Origin of the sequence: Streptomyces sp. NPDC020875 (assembly GCF_040641415.1) — a bacterium.
In the GTDB taxonomy this organism is placed as follows: Bacteria; Actinomycetota; Actinomycetes; order Streptomycetales; family Streptomycetaceae; genus Streptomyces.
Genome location: NZ_JBFADP010000008.1, coordinates 100395 through 123181, shown reverse-complemented (window position 1 = coordinate 123181; position 22787 = coordinate 100395). Strand labels below are relative to the sequence as shown.

The following is a 22787-nucleotide window of genomic DNA, read 5'->3' as shown; positions in this document are numbered from 1 at the left end:
ACCCCACACCGAGAACCCCGGGAGCTACGCCAAAAGCTCCCGGCACTGGGCCACGTCGCGGGCCATGGCCACTAGGAGGTCGTCGACCGAGGCGAATTTTTCCTGGCCGCGGATGTACGCGAGGAAGTCGACCGCCACGTGGAGGCCGTACAGGTCGAGGTCGACGCGGTCGATCGCGTATGCCTCGACGCTCCGCTCGACCCCGTCGAACTGGGGGTTCGTTCCGACGGAGATCGCCGCCGGCATGCGTTCGCCGTCGGCGGTGAGCCAGCCCGCGTAGACCCCGTCGGCGGGGATCGCGGTATGCGGCAGGGTCTCCACGTTGGCGGTGGGGTAGCCCAGTTCCCGGCCGCGCTGGGCGCCGCGGACGACGATGCCTTCGACGCGGTGGGGGCGGCCGAGGATCTCCGCCGCGCCCGCGACGTCTCCGGCGGCGACGAGGCGGCGGGTGAGGGTGGAGGAGAAGGGTTCGCCGCCGCCCGCCTCGCCGCTGACGTAGAGGTCGACGACCTCGACGTCGTAGTCGTAGGTGGCGCCGAGTTCGGCGAGGTAGGCGACGGTTCCGGCGGCTTTGTGCCCGAAGCGGAAGTTGGGGCCTTCGACGACGGTCCTGGCGTGGAGTTTGTCGACGAGGACCTTCACGATGAAGTCGGCCGGGGAGAGCTGGGAGAACTCGGCGGTGAACGGGAGGACGAGTACCGCGTCGACTCCGAGTTCGGCCATCAGTTCGGCGCGCCGGTGGTGGGGCGCGAGGAGCGGGGGGTGGCTGCCGGGCCGTACGACTTCGCTCGGGTGGGGGTCGAAGGTGACGACGACCGCCGGTACGGAGAGTTCGCGGGCCCGTTCCACGGCCCGCCCGATGATCAGCTGATGCCCGCGGTGGACTCCGTCGTAGGAACCGATGGTGACGACGCTGCGCCCCCAGTCCTGGGGGATGTCCTCCAAGCCACGCCAGCGCTGCACTGTGACCGCTCCTCGCCGAACCATCAGTTTCACCAGACCAGTATTCGCAGCCTTAAGGGTGCCATGTCCCGGGCGGAGGACCGCAACCGGCCGTCACTTCGGCCGCTCCACCGACCTCCGCCGCCCCTCGCCGGACGGCGGAGGGGCGGCGGGGGGACAGCGGCGGACGGCCGTCAGACGAACACGGCCAGGCTCTTGGCCTTGCCCTTCTCTTCTTCCACGAGCGCCACGAAGCGTTCCTCGGGGCCGAACGCGGCGACCGGTGAGCGGTCGTACGGCGGCATGTCGAGCCGTACGCCGTTGGCCAGCAGCCGGGCGCGCCGGTCGTCGACGTCCCAGCGGGGGAAGGCCGCCGCGGCGGCTTCGGCCACGGGCATCACGGTCAGCTCCTCCTGGAGCTGGTCGAGGGTTTTGGCGGCGTCGAGCCCGTAGGGTCCGACCCTGGTCCGCCGCAGGGCGGTCAGATGGCCGCCGACGCCGAGTCCGGCGCCCAGGTCGCGGGCGAGGGCCCGGATGTAGGTGCCGGAGGAGCAGACCACGGAGACGACGAGGTCGAGGACGGGGGTGCCGTCGTCGGCGACGGCGTCCCGGACGTCGTAGACGGTGAAGGCGGAGACGGTCACCGGGCGGGCCGGGATCTCGAAGTCCTCGCCGCCGCGGACCCGGGCGTACGACCGCTTGCCGTCGATCTTGATGGCGCTGACCTTGGACGGGACCTGCATGATCGCGCCGGTGAGGGCGGTGACCCCGGTGTCGATGGCCGCGCGGGCGATCCCGGAGGCGTCGGCGGACGAGGTGATCTCGCCTTCGGCGTCGTCGGTGACGGTGCTCTGGCCGAGCCGGATGGTTCCCAGGTACTCCTTCTCGGTGAGGGCGAGGTGGCCGAGGAGCTTGGTGGCCCGTTCGACGCCGAGGACGAGTACTCCGGTGGCCATGGGGTCGAGGGTGCCCGCGTGGCCCACCCGGCGGGTCCGGGCGATGCCGCGCATTTTGGCGACGACGTCATGGGAGGTGAAGCCCGACGGCTTGTCGACGATGACCAGGCCGTCGGGCACGGGGGTGCGCTGCGTCATGCGGAGGTGTTGCCCTCGTCCTCGTCGTCGCCCTCGTCGGGCTTGCGGTACGGGTCGGCCTCGCCCGCGTAGGTCGCGCCGGACGAGGTCTCCCGGACCCGGGCGTCCGAGGCTCGGGCCCGGTCGAGGAGGTTCTCGATGGTCCGGGCGTTCTCCGGGAGCGCGTCCGCGACGAAGGTCAGGGTGGGGGTGAATTTGGTGCCCGCGGCGGCGCCCACGGCGCTGCGGAGTACGCCCTTGGCGCTCTCCAGACCGGCGGCGGCGCTGGCCCGGTCCTCGTCGTCGCCGTAGACCGTGTAGAAGACCGTGGCCTCCCGCAGATCTCCGGTGACCCGGGTGTCCGTGATGGTCACATGCGTACCGAGCCGCGGGTCCTTGATGCCGCGCTGCAGCTTCTGGGCGACGACTTCCCTGATCAGGTCCGCCAGTTTCTTCGCCCGCGCGTTGTCGGCCACTGGTCCTTCTCCTTCTTACCTGCTGTGCCGGGCCACGGTGTCGTGGCGGCGTCTCCTTCAGTCTTCGTCGCCGTGGAGCCTGCGTCTAACCGAGAGCAGTTCCACTTCGGGGCGTCCGGCGACGAATCGTTCGCACCGGTCGAGCACATCCGTCAGATGTCGTATGTCGCCGGAGACCACCGCGAGGGCGATCTCGGCTCTGCGGTAGAGGTCCTGGTCGCCGGTCTCCGCCACGCTGACCGCGAATTTGCGGTGCAGCTCGGCGACGATCGGGCGGACCACCGAGCGCTTCTCCTTCAGCGACCGTACGTCGCCGAGGAGGAGGTCGAAGGAGAGCGTCCCCACAAACATGGATTGATCCGGATGTCCCGCCGGTTCGGGTTCAAGGGCGCCTGTCGGTGTTCGACAGGGACACAGGAACCGTACACGCAGCGGCCGGGGCCGATCGACGGAATATCTCCGCCGACCGGCCCCGGCCGACCGCCCGGCGTCAGCCGCGCGGCTTCTCGCGCATCTCGTACGTCGCGATGACGTCGTCGATCTTGATGTCGTTGAAGTTTCCGAGGTTGATACCGCCCTCGAAGCCTTCGCGGATCTCGGTGACGTCGTCCTTGAAGCGGCGCAGACCCTCGATGTTGAGGTTCTCGGCGACCACCTTGCCGTCCCGGATGAGACGGGCCTTGGTGTTCCGCTTGACCTCGCCGGAGCGGATGAGGACACCCGCGATGTTGCCCAGCTTGGACGAGCGGAAGACCTCGCGGATCTCCGCCGTGCCCAGCTCGACCTCTTCGTACTCCGGCTTGAGCATGCCCTTGAGGGCCGCCTCGATCTCCTCGATGGCCTGGTAGATCACCGAGTAGTACCGGACGTCGACGCCCTCGCGCTCGGCCATCTGCGAGGCCCGGCCGGCCGCGCGGACGTTGAAGCCGATGACGATCGCGTCGGAGCCCATGGCCAGGTCGATGTCCGACTCGGTGACGGCACCGACGCCGCGGTGCAGCACCCGGATGTCGACTTCCTCGCCGACGTCCAGCTGGAGCAGCGACGCTTCCAGCGCCTCGACCGATCCGGACGCGTCGCCCTTGATGATCAGGTTGAGCTGCTGGATCTCGCCCGCCTTGAGGACCTTGTCGAGGTCCTCGAGGGACACCCGGCGTACCCGCTTGGCGAACGCGGCGTTGCGCTCGCGGGCGGCCCGCTTCTCGGCGATCTGGCGGGCGGTGCGGTCCTCGTCGACGACGAGGAAGTTGTCGCCCGCGCCCGGGACGTTGGTGAGACCGAGGACGAGGACCGGGGTCGAAGGACCGGCCTCCGCCACGTTCTCGCCCTTGTCGTCGAGCATGGCGCGCACCCGGCCGTAGGCGTCGCCGACGACCATCGTGTCACCGATCCGGAGCGTTCCGCGCTGGACCAGGACGGTCGAGACGGCGCCGCGACCGCGGTCGAGGTGGGACTCGATCGCGATGCCCTGCGCGTCCTGCTCCGGGTTGGCCCGGAGGTCGAGGGACGCGTCGGCGGTGAGGACCACGGCCTCCAGCAGCTCCTCGATGTGGAGGCCCTGCTTGGCGGAGATGTCGACGAACATGGTGTCGCCGCCGTACTCCTCGGCCACCAGACCGAACTCGGTGAGCTGACCGCGCACCTTGGTCGGGTCGGCACCCTCGACGTCGATCTTGTTGACCGCGACCACGATCGGCACCTCGGCCGCCTTGGCGTGGTTCAGCGCCTCGATCGTCTGGGGCATCACACCGTCGTTGGCCGCCACCACGAGGATCGCGATGTCGGTCGACTTGGCACCACGGGCACGCATGGCGGTGAACGCCTCGTGACCCGGGGTGTCGATGAAGGTGATCCGGCGGTCCTCGCCGTTGACCTCGGTCGCGACCTGGTAGGCACCGATGTGCTGGGTGATGCCACCGGCCTCGCCCGCGACCACGTTGGTCTTGCGGATCGCGTCGAGCAGCCGGGTCTTACCGTGGTCGACGTGGCCCATGACGGTCACCACCGGCGGACGGGAGACCAGCGATTCCTCGCCGCCCTCGTCCTCGCCGAACTCGATGTCGAAGGACTCGAGCAGCTCGCGGTCCTCCTCCTCCGGGGAGACGATCTGAACCGTGTAGTTCATCTCGTCGCCGAGGAGCTGGAGCGTCTCGTCGGAGACCGACTGCGTCGCCGTGACCATCTCGCCGAGGTTCATCATCACCGCGACGAGGGACGCCGGGTTGGCGTTGATCTTCTCGGCGAAGTCGGTGAGGGACGCGCCGCGCGACAGACGAATGGCTTCGCCGTTGCCGCGGGGCAGCATCACGCCGCCGACCGACGGGGCCTGCATGGCCTCGTACTCCTGGCGCCGCTGCCGCTTCGACTTGCGGCCACGACGGGCCGGTCCGCCGGGACGGCCGAAGGCGCCCTGTGTGCCACCGCGGCCACCGGGGCCGCCGGGACGGCCACCGAAGCCGGGACGACCGCCGAAGCCGCCGCCGCCACCACCGGGGCCACCGCCACCGGGACGACCGGCGAAACCGCCGCCGCCACCGGGACGACCGCCGCCGCCACCGCCACCGGGACGGCCGGCGAAACCGCCGCCGCCACCGGGACGACCGGCACCGGCACCGCCGGGACGACCGCCGCCGCCGCCGGGACGACCGGCACCGGGACCCGGGCGGGGGCCCGCGGCCGGACGCTGCGGCATCATGCCCGGGTTCGGACGGTTGCCCGCGGGGCCGCCACCGGGACGGGGGGCCTGCGGACGCGGCATCGCGCCGGGAGTCGGGCGGGCTCCGCCCTGACCCTGCGGACGCGGGGCACCGCCGGGGCCGCCCTGCGGACGGGGCGCGCCGGGAGCCGGGGCACCGCCGGGACGGGGGCCGCCGGGACGGGGCGTCTGGGGACGCGCCATTCCGGTGGAGCCGCCGGAGGTGAAGGGGTTGTTGCCCGGACGGGGACCGGCCGGACGGTTGCCGCCGGGGCGCGGGGCGCCCTGGCCGGGCGCGGGGCGCCCGGGACGGTCGCCGCGGTCGCCGCCGCGGCCACCGTCACGACCGCCGTCGCGGCGGTCGCCGGCGGGGCCGGGACGGGCGCCGGGGCGCGGACCGGAGGCACCGGGCCGGGGACCGGACTGGCCGGGCTGCGCGGTGGGCTGCGCCGGGGCCGGGGCGGAGAACTCCGCCGCGGGTACGGGCGCGACCGGGCCGGGCCGGGCCGCGGGCTTCGGGCCCGGCCGGGGACCGGGGGCCGGGGCGGCCGGAGAGGGGGTGCTGCCGGGGGCCTCGGCGGCGGCCGGCTTGGGGGCCGGGGCGCCGGGCTTGGGGGCAGCGGGACGGGGCGCGGCCGGAGAGGGCGCGCCGGGGGTGGGACCGCCCGGACGGGGGGCGGCGGGGGTGGGCGCGGCCTTACGGGGCGCGCCGGGCTTGGCAGCGGTCTTGCCGGCACCGGAGCCGGACCCCTGCAACGCGTCAGTCAACTTGCGCACAACCGGCGCCTCGATCGTCGAGGACGCCGAACGGACGAATTCACCGAGTTCCTGGAGCTTGGCCATGACGACCTTGCTCTCTACACCGAACTCCTTGGCGAGCTCGTATACCCGGACCTTAGCCACTTCGCTCCTTTGAGGTCCGGTTACCGCCGGACCGTCGCTACTTCATGGGCGTACTCATCGCGTACTCATCGAGTGCTCATCGCAATCTCGACCTACTTCCGACTCGCGAGGTACCTGACCGCACGGGGACCCGTGCCGTACTTCTTCTTACACATCCTGCTCCGCGGCCCGCTCCGTCTTCTGTACGGACAGGCGCAATCCGGCCGTGTCGAGCGGCCCCCCGGCCCGGAAGGCCCGGAGGAACGCCCGGCGGCGGACCGCCAGATCGAGACAGTCCACTACGGGGTGGACGTACGCACCCCGGCCGGGCAGCGTACCGCGATCATCGGGGACGCACTCGTCCCCGATCTTCACGATGCGCAGGAGATCGCTTTTGGCCGCCCGCTGGCGGCAACCCACACACGTGCGTTCTGGGCATGCGCCGACATACGTCCGGCCAGACACGGTTAAGTCTACCTCCCCGTAGCGACCTCACCCCTTTGGGGCAAAAATCGAACACTCATCTGTCTTGATCGGCTACGGCGCGTGGCCGGTCGATCTCCGGGGGTACGCGCCCGGCGTGCGCCGGGCGCCTGCCGCCTGGCCGGTGAACCCACAGGTCAACGGCCCCGGCACCGGTCCCCATCGGGTTCCGGTACCGGTCTCCGACGGCGGCGGTCCGGTCCCGGCCTCAGCGGCGGTCCGGCTCCCCGGCGTCACCGGACTGCTCGGTGTCGGGACGGATGTCGATCCGCCAGCCGGTCAGCCGGGCGGCGAGCCGGGCGTTCTGGCCCTCCTTGCCGATGGCGAGGGAGAGCTGGTAGTCGGGGACGGTGACCCGGGCCGAGCGCGCGGCCAGATCCACCACCTCGACCTTGCTGACCCGGGCCGGGGAGAGCGCGTTCGCCACCATCTCGGCCGGGTCGTCCGACCAGTCGACGATGTCGATCTTCTCGCCGTGCAGTTCGGCCATCACATTGCGCACCCGGCCGCCCATCGGGCCGATACAGGCACCCTTGGCATTGAGACCCGGCCGGACCGAGCGGACCGCGATCTTGGTGCGGTGACCGGCCTCGCGGGCGATCGCGGAGATCTCCACACTGCCGTCCGCGATCTCGGGGACCTCCAGCGCGAAGAGCTTCTTCACCAGGTTGGGGTGGGTCCGCGAGAGCGTGACGGAGGGGCCGCGTACACCCTTGGCCACCCGGACGACATAGGTCCGCAGCCGCAGTCCGTGGCTGTAGTCCTCGCCCGGGACCTGCTCCTGAGCCGGAAGGATGGCCTCCAGCTTGTCGTCCAGCTTGACCAGGACGTTCTTCGGGTCCTTGCCCTGCTGGACCTGGCCGGAGACGATATCGCCCTCGCGGCGGGCGTACTCGCCGAAGGTGACGTCGTTCTCGGCGTCCCGCAGCCGCTGCTGGATGACCTGGCGGGCGGTGGTGGCGGCGATCCGGCCGAAGTCCGTCGGGGTGTCGTCGAACTCCTTGGGCTCCTGCCCCTCCGGCACGTCCGACGGGTCCTCCTTGGCCCAGACCGTCACATGGCCGGTGTCGCGGCTGAGCACCACCCGGGCGTACCGGCGGCTGTCGGGAGTGCGGTGGTACGCGATGAGGAGGGCCGACTCGATCGCCTCGACCAGCAGATCGAAGGGGATCTCCTTCTCCTGTGCCAAGCCCTTCAGGAGCTTCACGTCGATGTCCACGGCTACGCCTCCTCTTCCTTCTTGTCCTTGCGGTTGAACTCGATCTCCACACGCGCCTTCGCGATCTCGCCGAGGGCGATCCGGCGGCTGGTCGGCTTGCGCCCCTTCACACCGGGGACCTCCGTGTCGAGACCCTCCTCGTCGACGGCGAGCACCCGGGCGACCAGGTCGCCTCCGTCGTGCAGCCGGAACCGCACCAGCCGGCCGGTGGCCCGGACGTAGTGGCGCGGCTCGGTCAGGGGGCGGTCGGCGCCGGGGGAACCCACTTCGAGGGTGTACTCCTCGTCGCCCATCACATCGGACTCGTCGAGCCGGGTGGAGATCTCACGGCTCAGCTCGGCACAGGCGTCGAGGGTGAGCCCCTCGTCGGAGTCGACCACGATCACCAGCTGGCGGCGACGGCCCGCGCGGGACACCTCGATCTCTTCCAGATCCAGTCCGGCGGCGCTGACGAGCGGTTCCAGCAACCCGCGCAGCCTCTCGCTCTGGGTGGTGCTCATCCGGGTGACTCCTCGGCCGCGTGTGCTGTTGTGGGTCCGTCGCGTCCGTGCCGCGAGGCGGTCACGGATGGTCGCGTGTCAGATCAAAGGGTATCCGGTCCGGAAGGGTGTTGCCGTCCACCACGGGGGCCGCCGCGGGTACGCTCGCCTGCGGCGATGATCATCTCAATACCGGCCGCCGACCGAGGGAGAAACGCGTGGGACGCCCGGGAACGACGAGACGAAGAGCGCTCGCGGTGACGGGCGCGACGGCGGGTGCGATGGCGGCGGGGGCGCTCACGGGCTGTTCGGGTGAGCCGTCGGAGACCGGCGGACGGGACCGGGCGCGAGGTGCTCAGGGGGCGCACGAGCAGGGGAACGCGCCGGGTAGCTGGTCCGAGGCGGCGGACACCCGGCTGCGGAAACGGTTGGCCGCGTCCGGCGGGGCGCTCAGGGACCGCTACGACGCGGTGATCGCCGCGCATCCGGCACTCGCCGGACGCCTCACCGAGCTACGGGCCTCGGCCGCCGCCCATGTCACGGCCCTCGGCGGGACCGCGCCCGGCGGCTCCGGCGCGTCCGGCGCCGTACGCGACCCGGCGCACACGGCGCCCACCCCCGCTCCCGGCCTCACGCCCGACCCCGACCCGGCGCGGGCCCTGGCCGAACTGGTCGCCGCGGAGCGCCGGTCCTCCGCCGCGTACACCGCCGCGCTCGACGGCGCGGGCCCCGAACTCGCCCGGCTGCTCGCCTCCGTCGCCGCGGCCGGAGCCGCCCACGCCTATCTGCTCTCCCGGCCCGTCGCGGCCGACCCGGGACCGGCCCGATGACCCGGCCGCCGTCCAGTCCGCTGACCGGACAGGGCGCCGTACTCCGGCCCGTGAGCGGCGGCGGCCGGGAGCCGCTGACCGCCCTCCAGGCGGCGCTCGCCGCCGAACACGCCGCCGTCTACGGGTACGGCGTCGTCGGCGCCCGGGTCGACGACGGCCGCCGGGCCGAGGCCAGGGAAGCCTTCGCCGCCCACCGGGCCCGCCGCGACACCCTGATCAGGGCCGTACGCGACCTGGCCGCCGCGCCCGTCGCGGCCGCCCCCGGCTACGCCCTGCCGTTCCCCGTCCCCGACGCGGCGTCCGCCGTCCGGCTCGCCGCCCATCTGGAGGACCGGGTCGCGGGCGCCTGCGCGGACCTCGTCCGGGCCGCGCGCGGCCCCCTCCGTACGGAAGCCGCGGCGGCCCTGCGGGAGGCGGCGGTGCGGTCCGCGCGCTGGCGGGGCGGCGGCGTAGCCTTTCCTGGGCTCGCCGAGCGGTCGGCGGCGACCGGCCCACCGGCCGGAGAATGAGAGGAAGTCGCGCAGGCATGGAATTCGAAGCGCCCCGGCGTCTGGTGCGGGCGCTCGCCGAGGACGGCCGCGCGGAAACGGACGGGCCCTGGCTCGACGAACTGCCGAAGCTCGTCGCCGCCGCGGTCGACCGCTGGGACCTCGGCGTCGAGCGGGTGGTGGCCCCCGGGGGCCGGGGCGGTCTCGTCGTCCTCGTCCACCGGCCCGACGGCACCCCCGCCGCGCTCAAGCTGGCGCCGCCGTCGGCCGCGCCCGGCGCGGAGCTGGCGGCGCTGGAGCGCTGGGACGGCTTCGGGGCGGTCCGGGTACTGGACGCGGCGGGACCCGGTGCCGGGCGCGTCGCCGGGAGTGGGCTGCTGTTGGAACGGCTGCACCCCGAGGTGTCCGTACGATCCCTGCCGGAGGCGAAGGCGGTACTCGAAGCGGCGGGCACGCTCCGCAGACTCTGGGTCGAACCGCCCGCAGGCCACGGCTACGACTCCGTCGCCGACCGTACGGCCCCGGCCGCGGCCCGGCTGCGGGCCCTCGCCGCCACCGACGACCCCGTGGCGCCGCTGGCCTCGGCGGCACTGGAGGTACGGGACGGCCTGCTGGCCGACGCGGTACCGGAGACGTACCTGCTGCACGGCTCCTTCCACCAGGGCAAAGTCCTGGCGGGCGACCGCACGCCCTGGCTGACCGTCGGGCCCTCGCCGCTCGTCGGGGAGCGCGCCTACGACCTCGCGCGGCTCGCCCGCGACCGGGCCGAGGACCTCGTCGCGGTCTCGGCGGGCGCGACGACCGCCCGCCGCCGGGTGACCCGGCTGGCCGACTCGCTCGACCTCGACCCGGAGCGGGTCCGGGGCTGGACCCGGTTCCGGGCGATCGCGTCGGCGGTACGGTCCCTCGACGCGGACCGGGCCCGGATGGCGGAGCCGGTACTGGAATTCGCCTCCTGGCTCTGAGCCGCGGGCTCCGGGGCGCCGCGTATTCCCGGGGTGCGGTGCGTTGCCCTCCGGGGCGCGGCCCCGATTGTCCGGGCCGCGCGCCCGGGGGCCTGATGTTGTTCGCGGCCCGCGGACCGTCGGTGGCCGGACGCGCGGTTGCGCCCCCTATGCCTTCGGCATGGGGGGGACCCCCAGCGCCCCTGAAAACTCTCCGCGACACCGGCCCTGAATATGGCGAACCCTCCTCCGCACGAGGGCGGTGAGGAGGGCAACCAGGGGCGCTGAGGTTCCCCATGCCGAAGGCATGGCGGCGGAACCGCGCGACCGGCCACAGCCGGGGCGCGGACCGCCGACAGCATCAGGTCCCGGAGCGCGACCCGGATGGTTCGGGGCGCTTCCCGGGGGGACGCGTACGGCCCCGGGGCGGTGGAAGCGCCCCGGGGTACCGGTCTCAGTTCGCGGCGGTCAGGCGGGCGATCGCGTCGGCGAGCGGAAGCTCCTCGCGCTCACCCGTCCGGCGGTCCTTGAGCTCGACGACGCCCTCGGCCACCCGGCGGCCCGCGACCAGGATCTTCGGCACGCCGATCAGCTCGGCGTCGGTGAACTTGACGCCCGGGGAGACCCCGGCGCGCTCGTCGACCAGGACCCGCAGGCCCGCCGCCGCCAGCTGCTCGGCCGCGGCGAGGGCGAACTCGGTCTGCGCGGCCTTGCCCGCGGCCACCACATGGACGTCCGCCGGGGCGATCTCGGCGGGCCAGCACAGGCCCTGCTCGTCGGCGGTCTGCTCGGCCAGCGCCGCCACCGCGCGGGAGACCCCGATGCCGTACGAGCCCATGGTCACCCGCTGGGGCTTGCCGTTCTGGCCGAGGACGTCGAGCTGGAAGGCGTCCGCGTACTTCCGGCCGAGCTGGAAGATATGACCGATCTCGATGGCCCGGTCCAGCTTGAGCCCGGTACCGCAGCGGGGGCAGGGGTCGCCGTCCTCGACCACGACGACGTCGACGTACTCGTCGACCTCGAAGTCACGGCCCACGACCACATCGCGGACGTGGAAGCCCTCCTTGTTGGCGCCGGTGATCCACGCCGTCCCGGCGGCGACCCGGGGGTCGGCCAGATAGCGGACCTTGTCGAGCCCCTGCGGGCCGACATAGCCGCGGACCAGGTCGGGGCGGCCGGTGAAGTCCTCGGCGGTGACCAGTTCGACCTCGGCCGGGGCCAGGTGCTCGGTCAGCTTGCCGAGGTCGACCTCGCGGTCGCCGGGGACACCGACGGCGACGATCTCGCCGTCCACCTTGACCAGCAGGTTCTTCAGGGTCGCCGAGGCGGGCACCCCGAGGTGGGCCGCGAGGGTCTCGATGGTCGGGGTGTCGGGGGTGTCCAGCTCGGCGGCGGCCGGGTGCTCCACCGGCTCGGCGGCGGGCGCGGTGAAGGTGACGGCCTCGGTGTTGGCGGCGTACTCGCAGGCCGTGCAGTGGACGAAGGTGTCCTCACCGGCCGCGGCGGGCGCCAGGAACTCCTCGGACGCCGAGCCGCCCATCGCGCCGGAGACCGCGGAGACGATCCGGTGGTCGAGCCCGAGCCGCCGGAAGATCTTGATGTACGCCTCGCGGTGCAGCGCGTACGCCTCGGTCAGGCCCTCGTCGGTGGTGTCGAAGGAGTACGAGTCCTTCATCAGGAACTCACGGCTGCGCAGGATGCCCGACCGCGGCCGCGCCTCGTCGCGATACTTCGTCTGCACCTGGTAGAGGATCACCGGCAGGTCCTTGTAGGACGTGCACTGGTCCTTGACCAGCAGGGTGAAGATCTCCTCGTGCGTGGGGCCGAGCAGATAGTCGCCGCCCTTGCGGTCGTGCAGCCGGAACAGCTCGGCGCCGTACTCGGTCCAGCGGCCACTGGCCTCGTAGGGCTCCTTAGGCAGCAGGGCGGGCAGCGACACCTCCTGGGCGCCGATCGCGTCCATCTCCTCGCGGACGACCCGGGTGATGTTGTCGAGGACGGCCTTGCCCAGGGGCAGCCAGGACCAGATCCCGGCCGCGTTGCGCCGGACGTAACCCGCGCGGACCAGGAGCTTGTGGCTCAGGGTCTCCGCGTCTGCCGGGTCGTCGCGCAGTGTCTTGACCATCAGACGGGACATGCGCTGGACCTGGGCTGCCATGGGAATCTCCTGCGTGAACGACCTGCGTGAAGAAGGTGATGTGCAGGAGGTTAGCCGGGGGGCGGGGGCGGGCGGAAATCAGTTGCCGCGCGACAGCGGCAGCGGGGCGCCCATCACGGCGTACGGACTGGGCGCGCTGGGGAAGACGACCCGGCGGGCGAGATCCCGGTAGCCGAGGCTCCGGTACAGCTCACGGGCGGGGGAATCGGTGTCGACGGCGGAGAGGATGGAGCGGGGTTCGGCGGCGCCGTCGGTGAGGGTCGTGATCAGGGCCCGGCCGATGCCCCGCCCCTGGAACCTGGGGTGGACATGGAGTTCGGTGATGACGAACGCGTCGTCGAGCCAGCCGTCCAGGCCGTCCCGGCGGAGATACGGCTCGACGACGGTGGACCACCAGTGGGAGCGGTCGTTGGGCATCCCGTAGACGAAGCCGACGAGCCGCCCGGTGTCGGTGAGGGCGGCCAGGGCGCGGGCGCCGGGCTGGCGCAGATGCCGCTCGACGATGGGGCGGCGGACCTCGATCTCCGCGTGGGTGAGGCCGAAGGCGAGGGACTGCACCATGAGGGCCTCGTCGAGGCGGGCGGCGAGGTCGGCCGGTCCGACGGTGACGGCGGGGAAGTGCGGGACGCCTCCGAGGTCTGATGCCATGCGCGCACCCTACTGTCCGGCCCGGAACGGGGCGCGCCGCGGGGCACGGCACCGCGCGGCGCCTCCGGCGGGGCCCCGGACGGCCGGGCCGTACGGGACCGGCGGCGGCCTGCTCGTACGGGACCGGCCGCGACCGGCTCGTACGGGACGGGCCTCGCCGGTCGGCTCGTACGGAATCGGCGGCGGCCGTCGCGCGGCCGGACCGGGCGGACGGGGCGACCCGGGGAGCCGTACGGAGCGTGTACGGCCGGGGACCTCAGCCCGCGGCGGTCGTCAGAACAGCACGCTCATGAAAGCGCCCACCTCGCGGAAGCCGACCCGGCGGTACGCGGCCCTGGCGGGGGTGTTGTAGTCGTTGACGTACAGGCTGACGAGCGGGGCGACGTCCGCGAGGGCGTACCGCAGTACGGCGGCCATGCCCGACTCCGACAGGCCCCGGCCCCGGTACTCGGGGTCGACCCAGACGCCCTGGATCTGGCACGCCTGGGTGGTGGCGGCGCCGATCTCGGCCTTGAAGACCACCCGGCCGTCCTCGATCCGGGCGAAGGAGCGGCCGGAGCCGACGAGTTCGGCGACCCGGGCCTGGTAGAGGAGCCCTCCGTCGCCCGCCAGCGGGGAGATCCCGACCTCCTCGGTGAACATGGCCACGCACGCGGGCATGATCACCTCCATCTCGTCCTTGCGGACCCGGCGGACGTACGGATCGGGCTCGATGTCGGCGGCCGGGCTCTCGGCCACCATCAGCGGCTGATGGGGGCGGATGTCGCGGGCGGGGCCCCAGCTCGGTTCGAGCAGCCGCCACAGCTGGGCGGTGGGTCCGGCGGGGCCGACGACGGAGGAGCAGCGGCGGCCGGTGCGCCGGGCCCGGTCGGCGAAGGCGCGGACGGCCTCGGGGGTGGCGCAGACGGGGACGAGGTTGGCGCCGGAGTAGCAGAGGGAGCGGAGCCGTCCGTCGGTGTACCAGCCCCACATCTCGCCGCCGAGCCGCCAGGGGTCGAGCCCGGCGACCTGGACCCGGGACGTGACAAAAGCATTCTCCACGGGCTCGCTCTCGAGCACGGCCAGCGCCGCCCCGAGGTCACCGGGTTCGAGGACCCGGGTGGTGGTCTGCGTCAACACGAAGGGGCCTCACCGTACGGTCTGCTGATCTCCGCACTGTACCCGCCGGGTGGGGCGGGTGCCGAGCGTACGAACGGGCCCCGGGGGCGCGCAGCGCCCGCGGGGCCCGTCGGTACGGGGCTCCCGTGGTGACCGGGCCGGGGCCCGGAACCGGCGTCAGGCGCCGATGGCCACCGTCGGCTCGCCCGAGGGCACGCCGTCCTTCTCCATCTGCTCGGCGATCTTCATCGCCTCTTCGATCAGGGTCTCCACGATCTTGGACTCGGGGACGGTCTTGATGACCTCGCCCTTGACGAAGATCTGGCCCTTGCCGTTGCCGGAGGCGACGCCGAGGTCGGCCTCGCGGGCCTCGCCGGGGCCGTTGACGACACAGCCCATGACGGCGACCCGGAGCGGGACCTCCATGCCGTCGAGCCCGGCGGTGACCTCGTCGGCCAGCTTGTAGACGTCGACCTGGGCCCGGCCGCAGGACGGGCAGGAGACGATCTCGAGACGGCGCTGGCGGAGGTTGAGCGCCTCCAGGATCTGGATGCCGACCTTGACCTCTTCGGCGGGCGGGGCGGAGAGGGAGACCCGGATGGTGTCGCCGATGCCCTCGCTGAGCAGCGCGCCGAAGGCGACGGCGGACTTGATGGTGCCCTGGAAGGCCGGTCCGGCCTCGGTGACGCCGAGGTGGAGCGGGTAGTCGCTCTGGGCGGCCAGCTGCCGGTAGGCGTTGACCATGATGACGGGGTCGTTGTGCTTGACGGAGATCTTGATGTCGCGGAAGCCGTGTTCCTCGAAGAGCGACGCCTCCCAGAGGGCGGACTCGACCAGCGCCTCGGGGGTGGCCTTGCCGTACTTCTGGAGCAGCCGCCGGTCCAGGGATCCGGCGTTGACGCCGATCCGGATCGGGGTGCCCGCGGCTCCGGCGGCCTGGGCGATCTCCTTGACCTTGTCGTCGAACTGCTTGATGTTGCCGGGGTTGACCCGGACCGCGGCACAGCCCGCGTCGATCGCGGCGAAGACGTACTTCGGCTGGAAATGGATGTCGGCGATCACCGGGATCTGGGACTTGCGGGCGATCACGGCGAGGGCGTCGGCGTCGTCCTGGGTGGGACAGGCGACCCGGACGATCTGGCAGCCGGACGCGGTCAGCTCCGCGATCTGCTGCAGGGTGGCCCCGATGTCGGATGTCCTGGTGGTCGTCATGGACTGGACCGACACGGGTGCGTCACCGCCCACGGCGACCGATCCGACCTGGATCTTCCGGCTGACACGGCGGTCGGAGAGCTTGGTGGGAACAGAAGGCATACCGAGTGAAATCGCGGTCATCAGCAGTGCAACCCCATGGTGTGGACGTGGCCCCGTAGTACGGCGGGCTCAGGCCATCGAGGTTACGGCACGGGTGCGGGACCGAGCACATCGCGCGCCCGAACCGCCCGAAGGTGACGGCGACCGAGCGTCTGTACGCCCGGTCGCCGGTGGCCGGTTGACCTCGTAAGAACCGGTCAACCGCCGATCAGGTGATTTTGACCGGATTGACGATATCGGCGACCAGCACCAGCAGGGTGAAGCAGATGAAGACGCCCGCGACGACATAGGCGACCGGCATCAGTTTCGCCACGTCGAAGGGTCCGGGGTCGGGCCGCCGGAAGAGCCGGGCGATATTGCGGCGTACGGATTCCCACAGGGCGCCCGCGATATGCCCACCGTCCAGGGGCAGCAGCGGCAGCATATTGAAGAGGAAGAGGGAGAGGTTGAACCCGGCGAGCAGCATCAGGAACATCGCGAAGAGGTTCTGCGCCGGGGCGTCGAGGGTCATCACCTCACCGCTGATCCGGGCCGCGCCGACCACTCCGACCGGGGAGTCCTCGGCCCGTTCGGCGTCACTGAAAGCGGCGTTCCAGAGGTCGGGCACCTTGGAGGGCAGGGCGATGATCGACTCGACGCCGTTCTCGATCATGCCGCCCATCCGGTCGACGGAGTCGACGAAGGAGAGCGGCAGGATCTCGGTACTGGCGGCGAAGCCGAGATAGCCGGCCGGGACGTACTCGCCGGGGACGACCTCGCCGTCGGCGTCCTTCTTGGCGACCATGTTCTCGCGCAGGGTCGCGTTCAGAACCACTTCCCGGCCGTCGCGGTCGACGGTGATGGTGGCCGGTCCGATGGTGTCGCGGATCCGGTCGGAGAGGGTGGCCCAGTCCTTCACCGGCTGTCCGTTGAAGGCGGTGATGGTGTCCCCGGCCTTCAGCCCGGCGGCCTGGGCGGGCGAGACGGGGTCGGAGGGGGCGCAGGTGTCGCGGTCGGCGCTCTGCGAGATCACACACTTCTGCACCCCGGCGACCTGGGTGGTCTGGGTGGCGAAGCCGAAGGTCATCGAGACGCCGAGGAAGATCGCGACGGCGAGGACCAGATTCATGAACGGTCCGGCGAACATCACGATCACGCGCTTCCACGGCTTGCGCGTATAGAACAGCCGGGTCTCGTCGCCGGGCCGCAGCTCCTCGTAGGCGGCGGTCCTGGCATCCTCGATCATGCCCCGCCAGGGGGAGGTGGACCGGGCCTCGATCCGGCCGTCGGCGCCGGGCGGGAACATCCCGATCATCCGGATGTAGCCGCCCATCGGGATGGCCTTGATGCCGTACTCCGTCTCGCCCTTCTGCCGGGACCAGATGGTCGGGCCGAAGCCGACCATGTACTGGGGCACCCGGATGCCGAAGAGTTTGGCCGTCGAGAGATGGCCCAGCTCGTGCCAGGCGATGGAGAACAGCAGGCCGACGGCGAACATCACAATGCCCAGGACCGTCAACAACATCGTCATGCGCGCGCCTCCGCGATGGCCTTCGCCGCCAGTTCCCGGGCCCGGGAGCGGGCCCAGTCCTCCGCTTCGAGGACGTCCTCGACCGTGAGCCGGGTTCCCCGGGCGGGGGTCCCGTGCTCGGTGACGACATCCGTGACCGTATCCATGATTCCGTTGAACGGCAGCCGCCCCGCCAGAAACGCGTCGACGCACTCCTCGTTGGCGGCGTTGAAGACGGCGGGCGCGGTGCCGCCCGCGGCGCCGACCTGCCGGGCCAGCCCGACGGAGGGGAACGCCTCGGTGTCCAGGGGGAAGAACTCCCAGGTGGAGGCGGTGGACCAGTCGAAGGCGGGGGCGGCGTCCGGGATCCGCTCGGGCCAGCCGACGCCGATGGCGATCGGGCCGCGCATATCGGGCGGGGTGGCCTGGGCGAGGGTGGAGCCGTCCATGAACTCGACCATGGAGTGGACGTACGACTGGGGGTGGACGACGACCTCGATCCGGTCGAAGGGGATGTCGTAGAGCAGATGGGCCTCGATCACCTCCAGGCCCTTGTTGACCAGGGTGGCGCTGTTGACGGTGATCACCGGGCCCATCGCCCAGGTGGGGTGGGCCAGGGCGTCGGCCGGGGTGACGGCCGCCAGTTCGTCGCGGGTCCGGCCGCGGAAGGGCCCGCCGGAGGCGGTGACCACCAGCTTGCGGACATCGGCCCGGGTTCCGGCGGCCAGCGCCTGGAAGAGGGCGGCGTGCTCGGAGTCGACCGGGATGATCTGGCCGGGCCGGGCCAGTTCCTTGACCAGCGGCCCGCCGACGATCAGGGATTCCTTGTTGGCGAGGGCGAGGGTACGGCCCGCGGTCAGCGCGGCCAGCGTCGGCGCGAGGCCGATGGAGCCCGTGATGCCGTTGAGCACGGTGTGGCACTCGGAGGCGGCGAGCTGGGCGGCGGCCGTGGGCCCGGCGAGGATCTCGGGCAGCCGGTCGGTGCCGTACTCGGCCGACAGCGCCTCCCGCAGGGCCGGTACGGCGTCCTCCCGGGCGACCGCGACGGCCTCCACCCGGAGCTTCCGGGCCTGCTCGGCGAGGAGTCCGGGCCGTCCGCCCGCCGCGGAGAGGGCGGTGACGCGGAACCGGTCCGGATTGCGCAGGACGAGGTCGATGGCCTGGGTGCCGATGGACCCCGTGGCACCGAGGACGACGAGGTCCCTGGGGCCCGTACCCGGGTCGGGCGCGAAGACGGTATGGGGGTCGGCCAGGGGGGATGGGCTGTCGCTCATCCCCCCATTGTGTCCGCTGCGGCTGTGTGCCGGTGCGGCCCGGGTCCCGCCCGGGCGCGGCGGGCCGCCAGCCGGTACGGTGCGGGGCCGCCGCACCGGCCCGGACAGCGGGTGCCGCGGGTGCCGTACGGACTCCGGGAGCTGCCGCCGTACGGGCCCCGGGCCAGGATTCCGTACGGGCTCCGGGCCCGGATCCGGTACGGGATTCCGTACGGCCCGCGCCGCCGGCCGCCGCCCCGGACCGGGCCTGCCGGTCAGGGAATCGGCCGGTGGACGTTGTCGCGGCGGGACGGGCCCGGGGCGGCTTCGGCGATCCAGGGGGCGTCGCCACTGGGGTCGATCACGCCCTCCTCCAGCCAGGTGTACGCGCCCGACAGCACCCGGGCGACCACCTTGCGGTCGAGGTCGTCGGTATTGGTCCAGAGCCGGTCGAACAGCTCCTCCACCCGGATCCTGGACTGCCGGCAGAAGGCGTCGGCCAGCTGGTACGCCTCCCGGCCGTGCCCGTCGCCGTCGCCCCGGAGCAGTTCGGCCCGGACACAGGCGGCGCTCATCGCGAAGAGTTCGGCGCCGATGTCGACGATCCGGCCGAGGAAGCCCTGTTTGCTCTCCATCCGGCCCTGCCAGCGGGCCATCCCGAGGAAGGTGGCGCGGGCGAGCCTGCGGGAGGCCCGTTCCACATACCGCAGATGGGTGGCGAGATCACGGTGGCCCGAGGGGTGGAACTCCTGGTACGAGGTGGGCAGCCGGCCCGGTCCCGCGACCAGCTTCGGCAGCCAGCGGGCGTAGAAGGCCCCGGCCTGCGCCCCGGCGCGCGCCTTGTCGCCGAGTGTCTTGTCGGGGTCGATCAGATCACCGGCGACCTTCAGATGGGCGTCGACGGCCTCCCGGGCGATCAGCAGATGCATGATCTCGGTGGAGCCCTCGAAGATCCGGTTGATCCGCAGATCGCGCAGCAGCTGCTCGGCGGCGACGGCACGTTCGCCCCGGGCGGCCAGCGAGTCGGCGGTCTCGAAGCCCCGGCCGCCGCGGATCTGGACCAGTTCATCGGCCATCAGACAGGCCATCTCGGAGCCGTAGAGCTTGGCCAGGGCGGCTTCGATCCGGATGTCGTTGCGGTCCTCGTCGGCCATCTGGGAGGCCAGGTCGACCACGGCCTCCAGGGCGAACGTGGTGGCGGCGATGAAGGAGATCTTGGCGCCGACGGCCTCGTGGCGGGCGACGGGCCTGCCCCACTGCTCCCGGACGGCCGACCACTCCCGGGCGATCTTCAGACACCACTTGCCCGCGCCGACGCACATCGCGGGCAGCGACAGACGACCGGTGTTGAGGGTGGTCAGGGCGATCTTCAACCCGGCGCCCTCGGGTCCGATCCGGTTGGCCGCCGGGACCCGGACGTGATGGAAGCGGGTGACACCGTTCTCCAGACCGCGCAGCCCCATGAAGGCATTGCGGTGCTCGACGGTGATGCCCTCGCTCGCCGCCTCGACGACGAAGGCGGTGATCCCGCCGGGGTGGCCCTCGGACTCCGGTACCCGGGCCATCACGACCAGGAGGTCGGCGACGACACCGTTGGTGGTCCAGAGCTTCACCCCGTCGATGACGTAGTCGTCGCCGTCGGGAACGGCGGTGGTCGCCAGCCGGGCCGGGTCGGAGCCCACATCGGGCTCGGTCAGCAGAAACGCCGAAATGTCGTGGCGGGCCAGCCGGGGCAGGAAGGCGTCCTTCTGCTCCTGGGTGCCGAACAGCTTCAGCGGCTGCGGTACGCCGATGGACTGGTGGGCCGAGAGCAGCGCGCCGATCGCCGGACTGGCCGAGCCGATCAGGGCGAGGGCCTTGTTGTAGTAGACCTGGGTGAGGCCGAGACCACCGTACTTCCGGTCGATCTTCATCCCGAGGGCGCCCAGCTCCCGCAGCCCGTCGATCACCTCGTCGGGGATCCTGGCCTCGCGCTCGATCAGGGCGCCGTCGACGGAGGACTCGCAGAACGCGCGCACCCGGGAGAGGAACTCCTCGCCCCGCCGGGCGTCCTCGCCGGACGGCAGGGGATGCGGATGGATCAGATCGAGCCGGAACCGGCCGAGGAACAACTCCTTGGCGAAACTCGGCTTGCGCCAGTCCTGCTCACGCGCGGCCTCGGCGACCCGCCGGGCCTCGCGTTCGGTGACCTTGGGGGGCCGGTTCTTCTCCAGTGGTGCGGTCATGAGGTCCACCTCGCCGCGAATCGGGTGCGGGCGTCTGGTCGGGGCGGCACCGCGCCGGAGCCGGGCGCGACATGTCCTACCGGCCGGTGCTACTGACTCGTACTCCTTCGTACTACCCGATGCCCGGCGGGTCCACCATCCCTCCGGATCCGGTGGAGGTACGGGAGCGGCGCGCCCTGGCTCTCCCGGACATCGCGCCACTGCCCGGGTTGCGTCCGGCGACCTACTGTTGTTCGCGGTCCGCGCCACCATCGTGGTTGTTCGCGCAGTTCCCCGCGCCCCTGGTTGCTCTCCTGATCGCCCTCGCCGAGAGACGGGCCTCTTCTTCTCAGGGGCGGCGCTGGGGAGAGCATTTAGGGGCGCGGGGAACTGCGCGAACAACCACGGACGGCCCGCAGGCCGCCGACGGCGTCAGGTCGCCGGGCGCGGGCCGGGGCGTTCAAGGGCCGGGGACGACGACGGCCGGAGCCCCCGCACAGCGGGCTCCGGCCGTCGGCTCGGGCGGGCCGGGTCTCAGAGGGCCAGGCCGGTGAGGACCAGGACGCGCTCGTAGGTGTAGTCGGCCATGGCGTACGCGACGCCCTCACGGCCGACACCGGACTGCTTGGCGCCGCCGTACGGCATCTGGTCGGCCCGGTAGGACGGTACGTCGCCGATGATCACACCGCCGACCTCCAGCGCCCGGTGCGCCCGGAACGCGGTCCGCACGTCATGCGTGAAGACACCCGCCTGGAGCCCGTACACCGAGTCGTTGACGGCGTCGAACGCGGCCTGCTCGCCGTCGACCCGGGTGACGGTGAGGACCGGGCCGAAGACCTCCTCGCAGGAGATCGTGGTACCGGCCGGGACGTCGGCGAGCACGGTCGGCGCGTAGGTGGCGCCGTCGCGCTTGCCGCCGGTCAGCAGCGCGGCACCGGCGGCCACGGCCTCGTCGACCCAGCTCTCGACCCGCCGGGCGGCGTCCTCGCTCACCAGCGGGCCGACGTCGGTGGCGTCGTCCGAGGGGTCGCCGGTGACCTGGGCCTCGACCGCCGCGACGATCTTCGGGACGAGCCGCTCGTAGACGGCGGCGTCGGCGATCACCCGCTGGACGGAGATGCAGGACTGGCCGCCCTGGTAGTTGGAGAAGGTCGCGATCCGGGTCGCGGCCCGGTCCAGGTCGGCCTCGGAGGACCAGTCCGCGAGAACGACGGCGGCGCCGTTGCCGCCCAGTTCGAGGGTGGTGTGCTTACGGGGCACCGAGTCCATGATCGCGTAGCCGACGGGCCCGGAGCCGGTGAAGGAGATCACCGGCAGCCGCTCGTCCCGTACCAGGGCGGGCATCCGGTCGTTGGGGACCGTCAGCACCGACCAGGAACCGGCCGGGAGGTCGGTCTCGGCCAGCAGCTCGCCGAGGATCAGCGACGAGATCGGGGTCGCCGGGGCGGGCTTGAGGATGATCGGCGCGCCGACGGCGATCGCCGGGGCGACCTTGTGGGCGCTGAGGTTGAGCGGGAAGTTGAACGGCGCGATCCCCAGCACGACGCCCTTGGGGATCCGGCGGGTGAGCGCCAGCCGTCCGGTGCCGCCCGCGTCGGTGTCCAGCCGCTGCGCCTCGCCGCCGTTGAACCGGCGGGCTTCCTCGGCGGCGAACCGGAACACGGAGACGGCCCGGCCGACCTCGCCCCGGGCCCACTTGATCGGCTTGCCGTTCTCGGCCGAGATCAGCCGGGCGATCTCCTCGGTGCGCTCGGCGAGCCGGCGCGAGACGTGGTCGAGGGCGGCGGCCCGGACGTGCGCGGGGGTCGCGGCGAACTCGTCCCGTACCGCGTGGGCAGCGGCCACGGCCTCCTCGACCTGTGCCTCGGTGGGTACGGAGACCGTGCCGACGAGCCGTCCGTCCCACGAGTTGGTGACGTCGAACGAGGTCTCACCGGTGGCCTGGCGGCCGGCGAGCCAGAAGGCGTGGGTGGAGGTCATGTCCCGGCCCTTCCGAGGTAGGAGATGGGGGTGTGCGGTTGGTGACCCCACGGTAGGTCCGCGGACGCGCCGGGTCGCTTGTCCGGGGTGGAGTGATCGGCTCCGGGGACGCTACGCATTGGAGCGTCCCCG

General features: G+C 72.3%; 19 protein-coding genes. 3 read left to right on the top strand and 16 right to left on the bottom strand.

Features of this window, described 5'->3' with window-relative positions; genetic code table 11:
- Nucleotides 1–24: 24 nt before the first annotated feature.
- The 8 genes from AB0G74_RS06990 to rimP all read right to left on the bottom strand — a co-directional run bounded on the left by AB0G74_RS06990 (nt 25) and on the right by rimP (nt 8270).
- On the bottom strand, nt 25–963 hold the full coding sequence (locus AB0G74_RS06990) for a bifunctional riboflavin kinase/FAD synthetase (protein ID WP_361141505.1): 939 nt from the start codon (nt 961–963) through the stop codon (nt 25–27).
- A gap of 173 nt (nt 964–1136) precedes the next feature.
- Complete coding sequence (gene truB / locus AB0G74_RS06985; protein ID WP_361141503.1) at nt 1137–2036, bottom strand: tRNA pseudouridine(55) synthase TruB; 900 nt, start codon at nt 2034–2036, stop codon at nt 1137–1139.
- Nucleotides 2033–2491: a 30S ribosome-binding factor RbfA gene (gene rbfA, locus AB0G74_RS06980; protein WP_361141501.1), complete on the bottom strand. Its 459-nt coding sequence runs from the start codon at nt 2489–2491 to the stop codon at nt 2033–2035. Before rbfA ends, truB begins: the two co-directional genes overlap by 4 nt.
- Nucleotides 2492–2548: 57 nt before the next feature.
- The gene (locus tag AB0G74_RS06975; RefSeq protein WP_358828113.1) at nt 2549–2842 is read right to left on the bottom strand and encodes a DUF503 domain-containing protein; all 294 of its coding nucleotides are present in this window, start codon (nt 2840–2842) and stop codon (nt 2549–2551) included.
- A gap of 139 nt (nt 2843–2981) precedes the next feature.
- Nucleotides 2982–6089 carry a translation initiation factor IF-2 gene (gene infB, locus AB0G74_RS06970; protein WP_361141499.1) on the bottom strand — a complete coding sequence of 1036 codons (3108 nt, stop codon included), beginning with the start codon at nt 6087–6089 and terminating at the stop codon, nt 2982–2984.
- A 147-nt stretch (nt 6090–6236) separates the two neighbouring features.
- Complete coding sequence (locus AB0G74_RS06965) at nt 6237–6533, bottom strand: YlxR family protein (RefSeq protein ID WP_361141497.1); 297 nt, start codon at nt 6531–6533, stop codon at nt 6237–6239.
- 226 nt (nt 6534–6759) lie between these two features.
- Nucleotides 6760–7770 carry a transcription termination factor NusA gene (gene nusA, locus AB0G74_RS06960; RefSeq protein ID WP_361141495.1) on the bottom strand — a complete coding sequence of 337 codons (1011 nt, stop codon included), beginning with the start codon at nt 7768–7770 and terminating at the stop codon, nt 6760–6762.
- A gap of 2 nt (nt 7771–7772) precedes the next feature.
- Nucleotides 7773–8270 (bottom strand): ribosome maturation factor RimP, encoded by a 498-nt coding sequence (gene rimP / locus AB0G74_RS06955; RefSeq protein WP_361141493.1) that lies wholly within the window; start codon nt 8268–8270, stop codon nt 7773–7775.
- Between the two features lie 197 nt (nt 8271–8467).
- Between rimP and AB0G74_RS06950 the strand changes: the two genes are divergently transcribed.
- Genes AB0G74_RS06950 through AB0G74_RS06940 form a run of 3 tightly spaced genes read left to right on the top strand, consistent with a single transcriptional unit; the run spans nt 8468 to nt 10532 of the window.
- Nucleotides 8468–9079 (top strand): hypothetical protein, encoded by a 612-nt coding sequence (locus AB0G74_RS06950; protein ID WP_361141491.1) that lies wholly within the window; start codon nt 8468–8470, stop codon nt 9077–9079.
- Nucleotides 9076–9588 (top strand): ferritin-like domain-containing protein, encoded by a 513-nt coding sequence (locus AB0G74_RS06945; RefSeq protein WP_361141490.1) that lies wholly within the window; start codon nt 9076–9078, stop codon nt 9586–9588. Before AB0G74_RS06950 ends, AB0G74_RS06945 begins: the two co-directional genes overlap by 4 nt.
- A 17-nt stretch (nt 9589–9605) precedes the next feature.
- Nucleotides 9606–10532 (top strand): aminoglycoside phosphotransferase family protein, encoded by a 927-nt coding sequence (locus AB0G74_RS06940; protein ID WP_361141488.1) that lies wholly within the window; start codon nt 9606–9608, stop codon nt 10530–10532.
- A gap of 433 nt (nt 10533–10965) precedes the next feature.
- Here the strand turns inward: AB0G74_RS06940 and AB0G74_RS06935 are convergent, their stop codons facing one another.
- From AB0G74_RS06935 to AB0G74_RS06900, 8 genes are all read right to left on the bottom strand, one after another.
- The gene (locus tag AB0G74_RS06935) at nt 10966–12669 is read right to left on the bottom strand and encodes a proline--tRNA ligase (RefSeq protein ID WP_361141486.1); all 1704 of its coding nucleotides are present in this window, start codon (nt 12667–12669) and stop codon (nt 10966–10968) included.
- 78 nt (nt 12670–12747) lie between these two features.
- Nucleotides 12748–13317 (bottom strand): GNAT family N-acetyltransferase, encoded by a 570-nt coding sequence (locus AB0G74_RS06930; protein WP_358828800.1) that lies wholly within the window; start codon nt 13315–13317, stop codon nt 12748–12750.
- A gap of 273 nt (nt 13318–13590) precedes the next feature.
- Nucleotides 13591–14436, bottom strand: a complete 846-nt coding sequence (locus AB0G74_RS06925) for a GNAT family N-acetyltransferase (RefSeq protein ID WP_361141484.1) — start codon at nt 14434–14436, stop codon at nt 13591–13593.
- Nucleotides 14437–14592: 156 nt separating this feature from the next.
- Complete coding sequence (gene ispG, locus AB0G74_RS06920) at nt 14593–15750, bottom strand: flavodoxin-dependent (E)-4-hydroxy-3-methylbut-2-enyl-diphosphate synthase (protein WP_361141482.1); 1158 nt, start codon at nt 15748–15750, stop codon at nt 14593–14595.
- A 187-nt stretch (nt 15751–15937) separates the two neighbouring features.
- Nucleotides 15938–17239 (bottom strand): site-2 protease family protein, encoded by a 1302-nt coding sequence (locus AB0G74_RS06915; protein ID WP_361141480.1) that lies wholly within the window; start codon nt 17237–17239, stop codon nt 15938–15940.
- On the bottom strand, nt 17236–18492 hold the full coding sequence (dxr, locus tag AB0G74_RS06910; protein WP_361141479.1) for a 1-deoxy-D-xylulose-5-phosphate reductoisomerase: 1257 nt from the start codon (nt 18490–18492) through the stop codon (nt 17236–17238). The genes AB0G74_RS06915 and dxr overlap by 4 nt, the downstream gene beginning before the upstream one ends.
- Before the next feature lie 254 nt (nt 18493–18746).
- Nucleotides 18747–20696, bottom strand: a complete 1950-nt coding sequence (locus tag AB0G74_RS06905) for an acyl-CoA dehydrogenase family protein (RefSeq protein WP_361141478.1) — start codon at nt 20694–20696, stop codon at nt 18747–18749.
- Nucleotides 20697–21209: 513 nt separating this feature from the next.
- Nucleotides 21210–22655: an aldehyde dehydrogenase family protein gene (locus tag AB0G74_RS06900; RefSeq protein WP_361141477.1), complete on the bottom strand. Its 1446-nt coding sequence runs from the start codon at nt 22653–22655 to the stop codon at nt 21210–21212.
- Nucleotides 22656–22787: the final 132 nt, after the last annotated feature.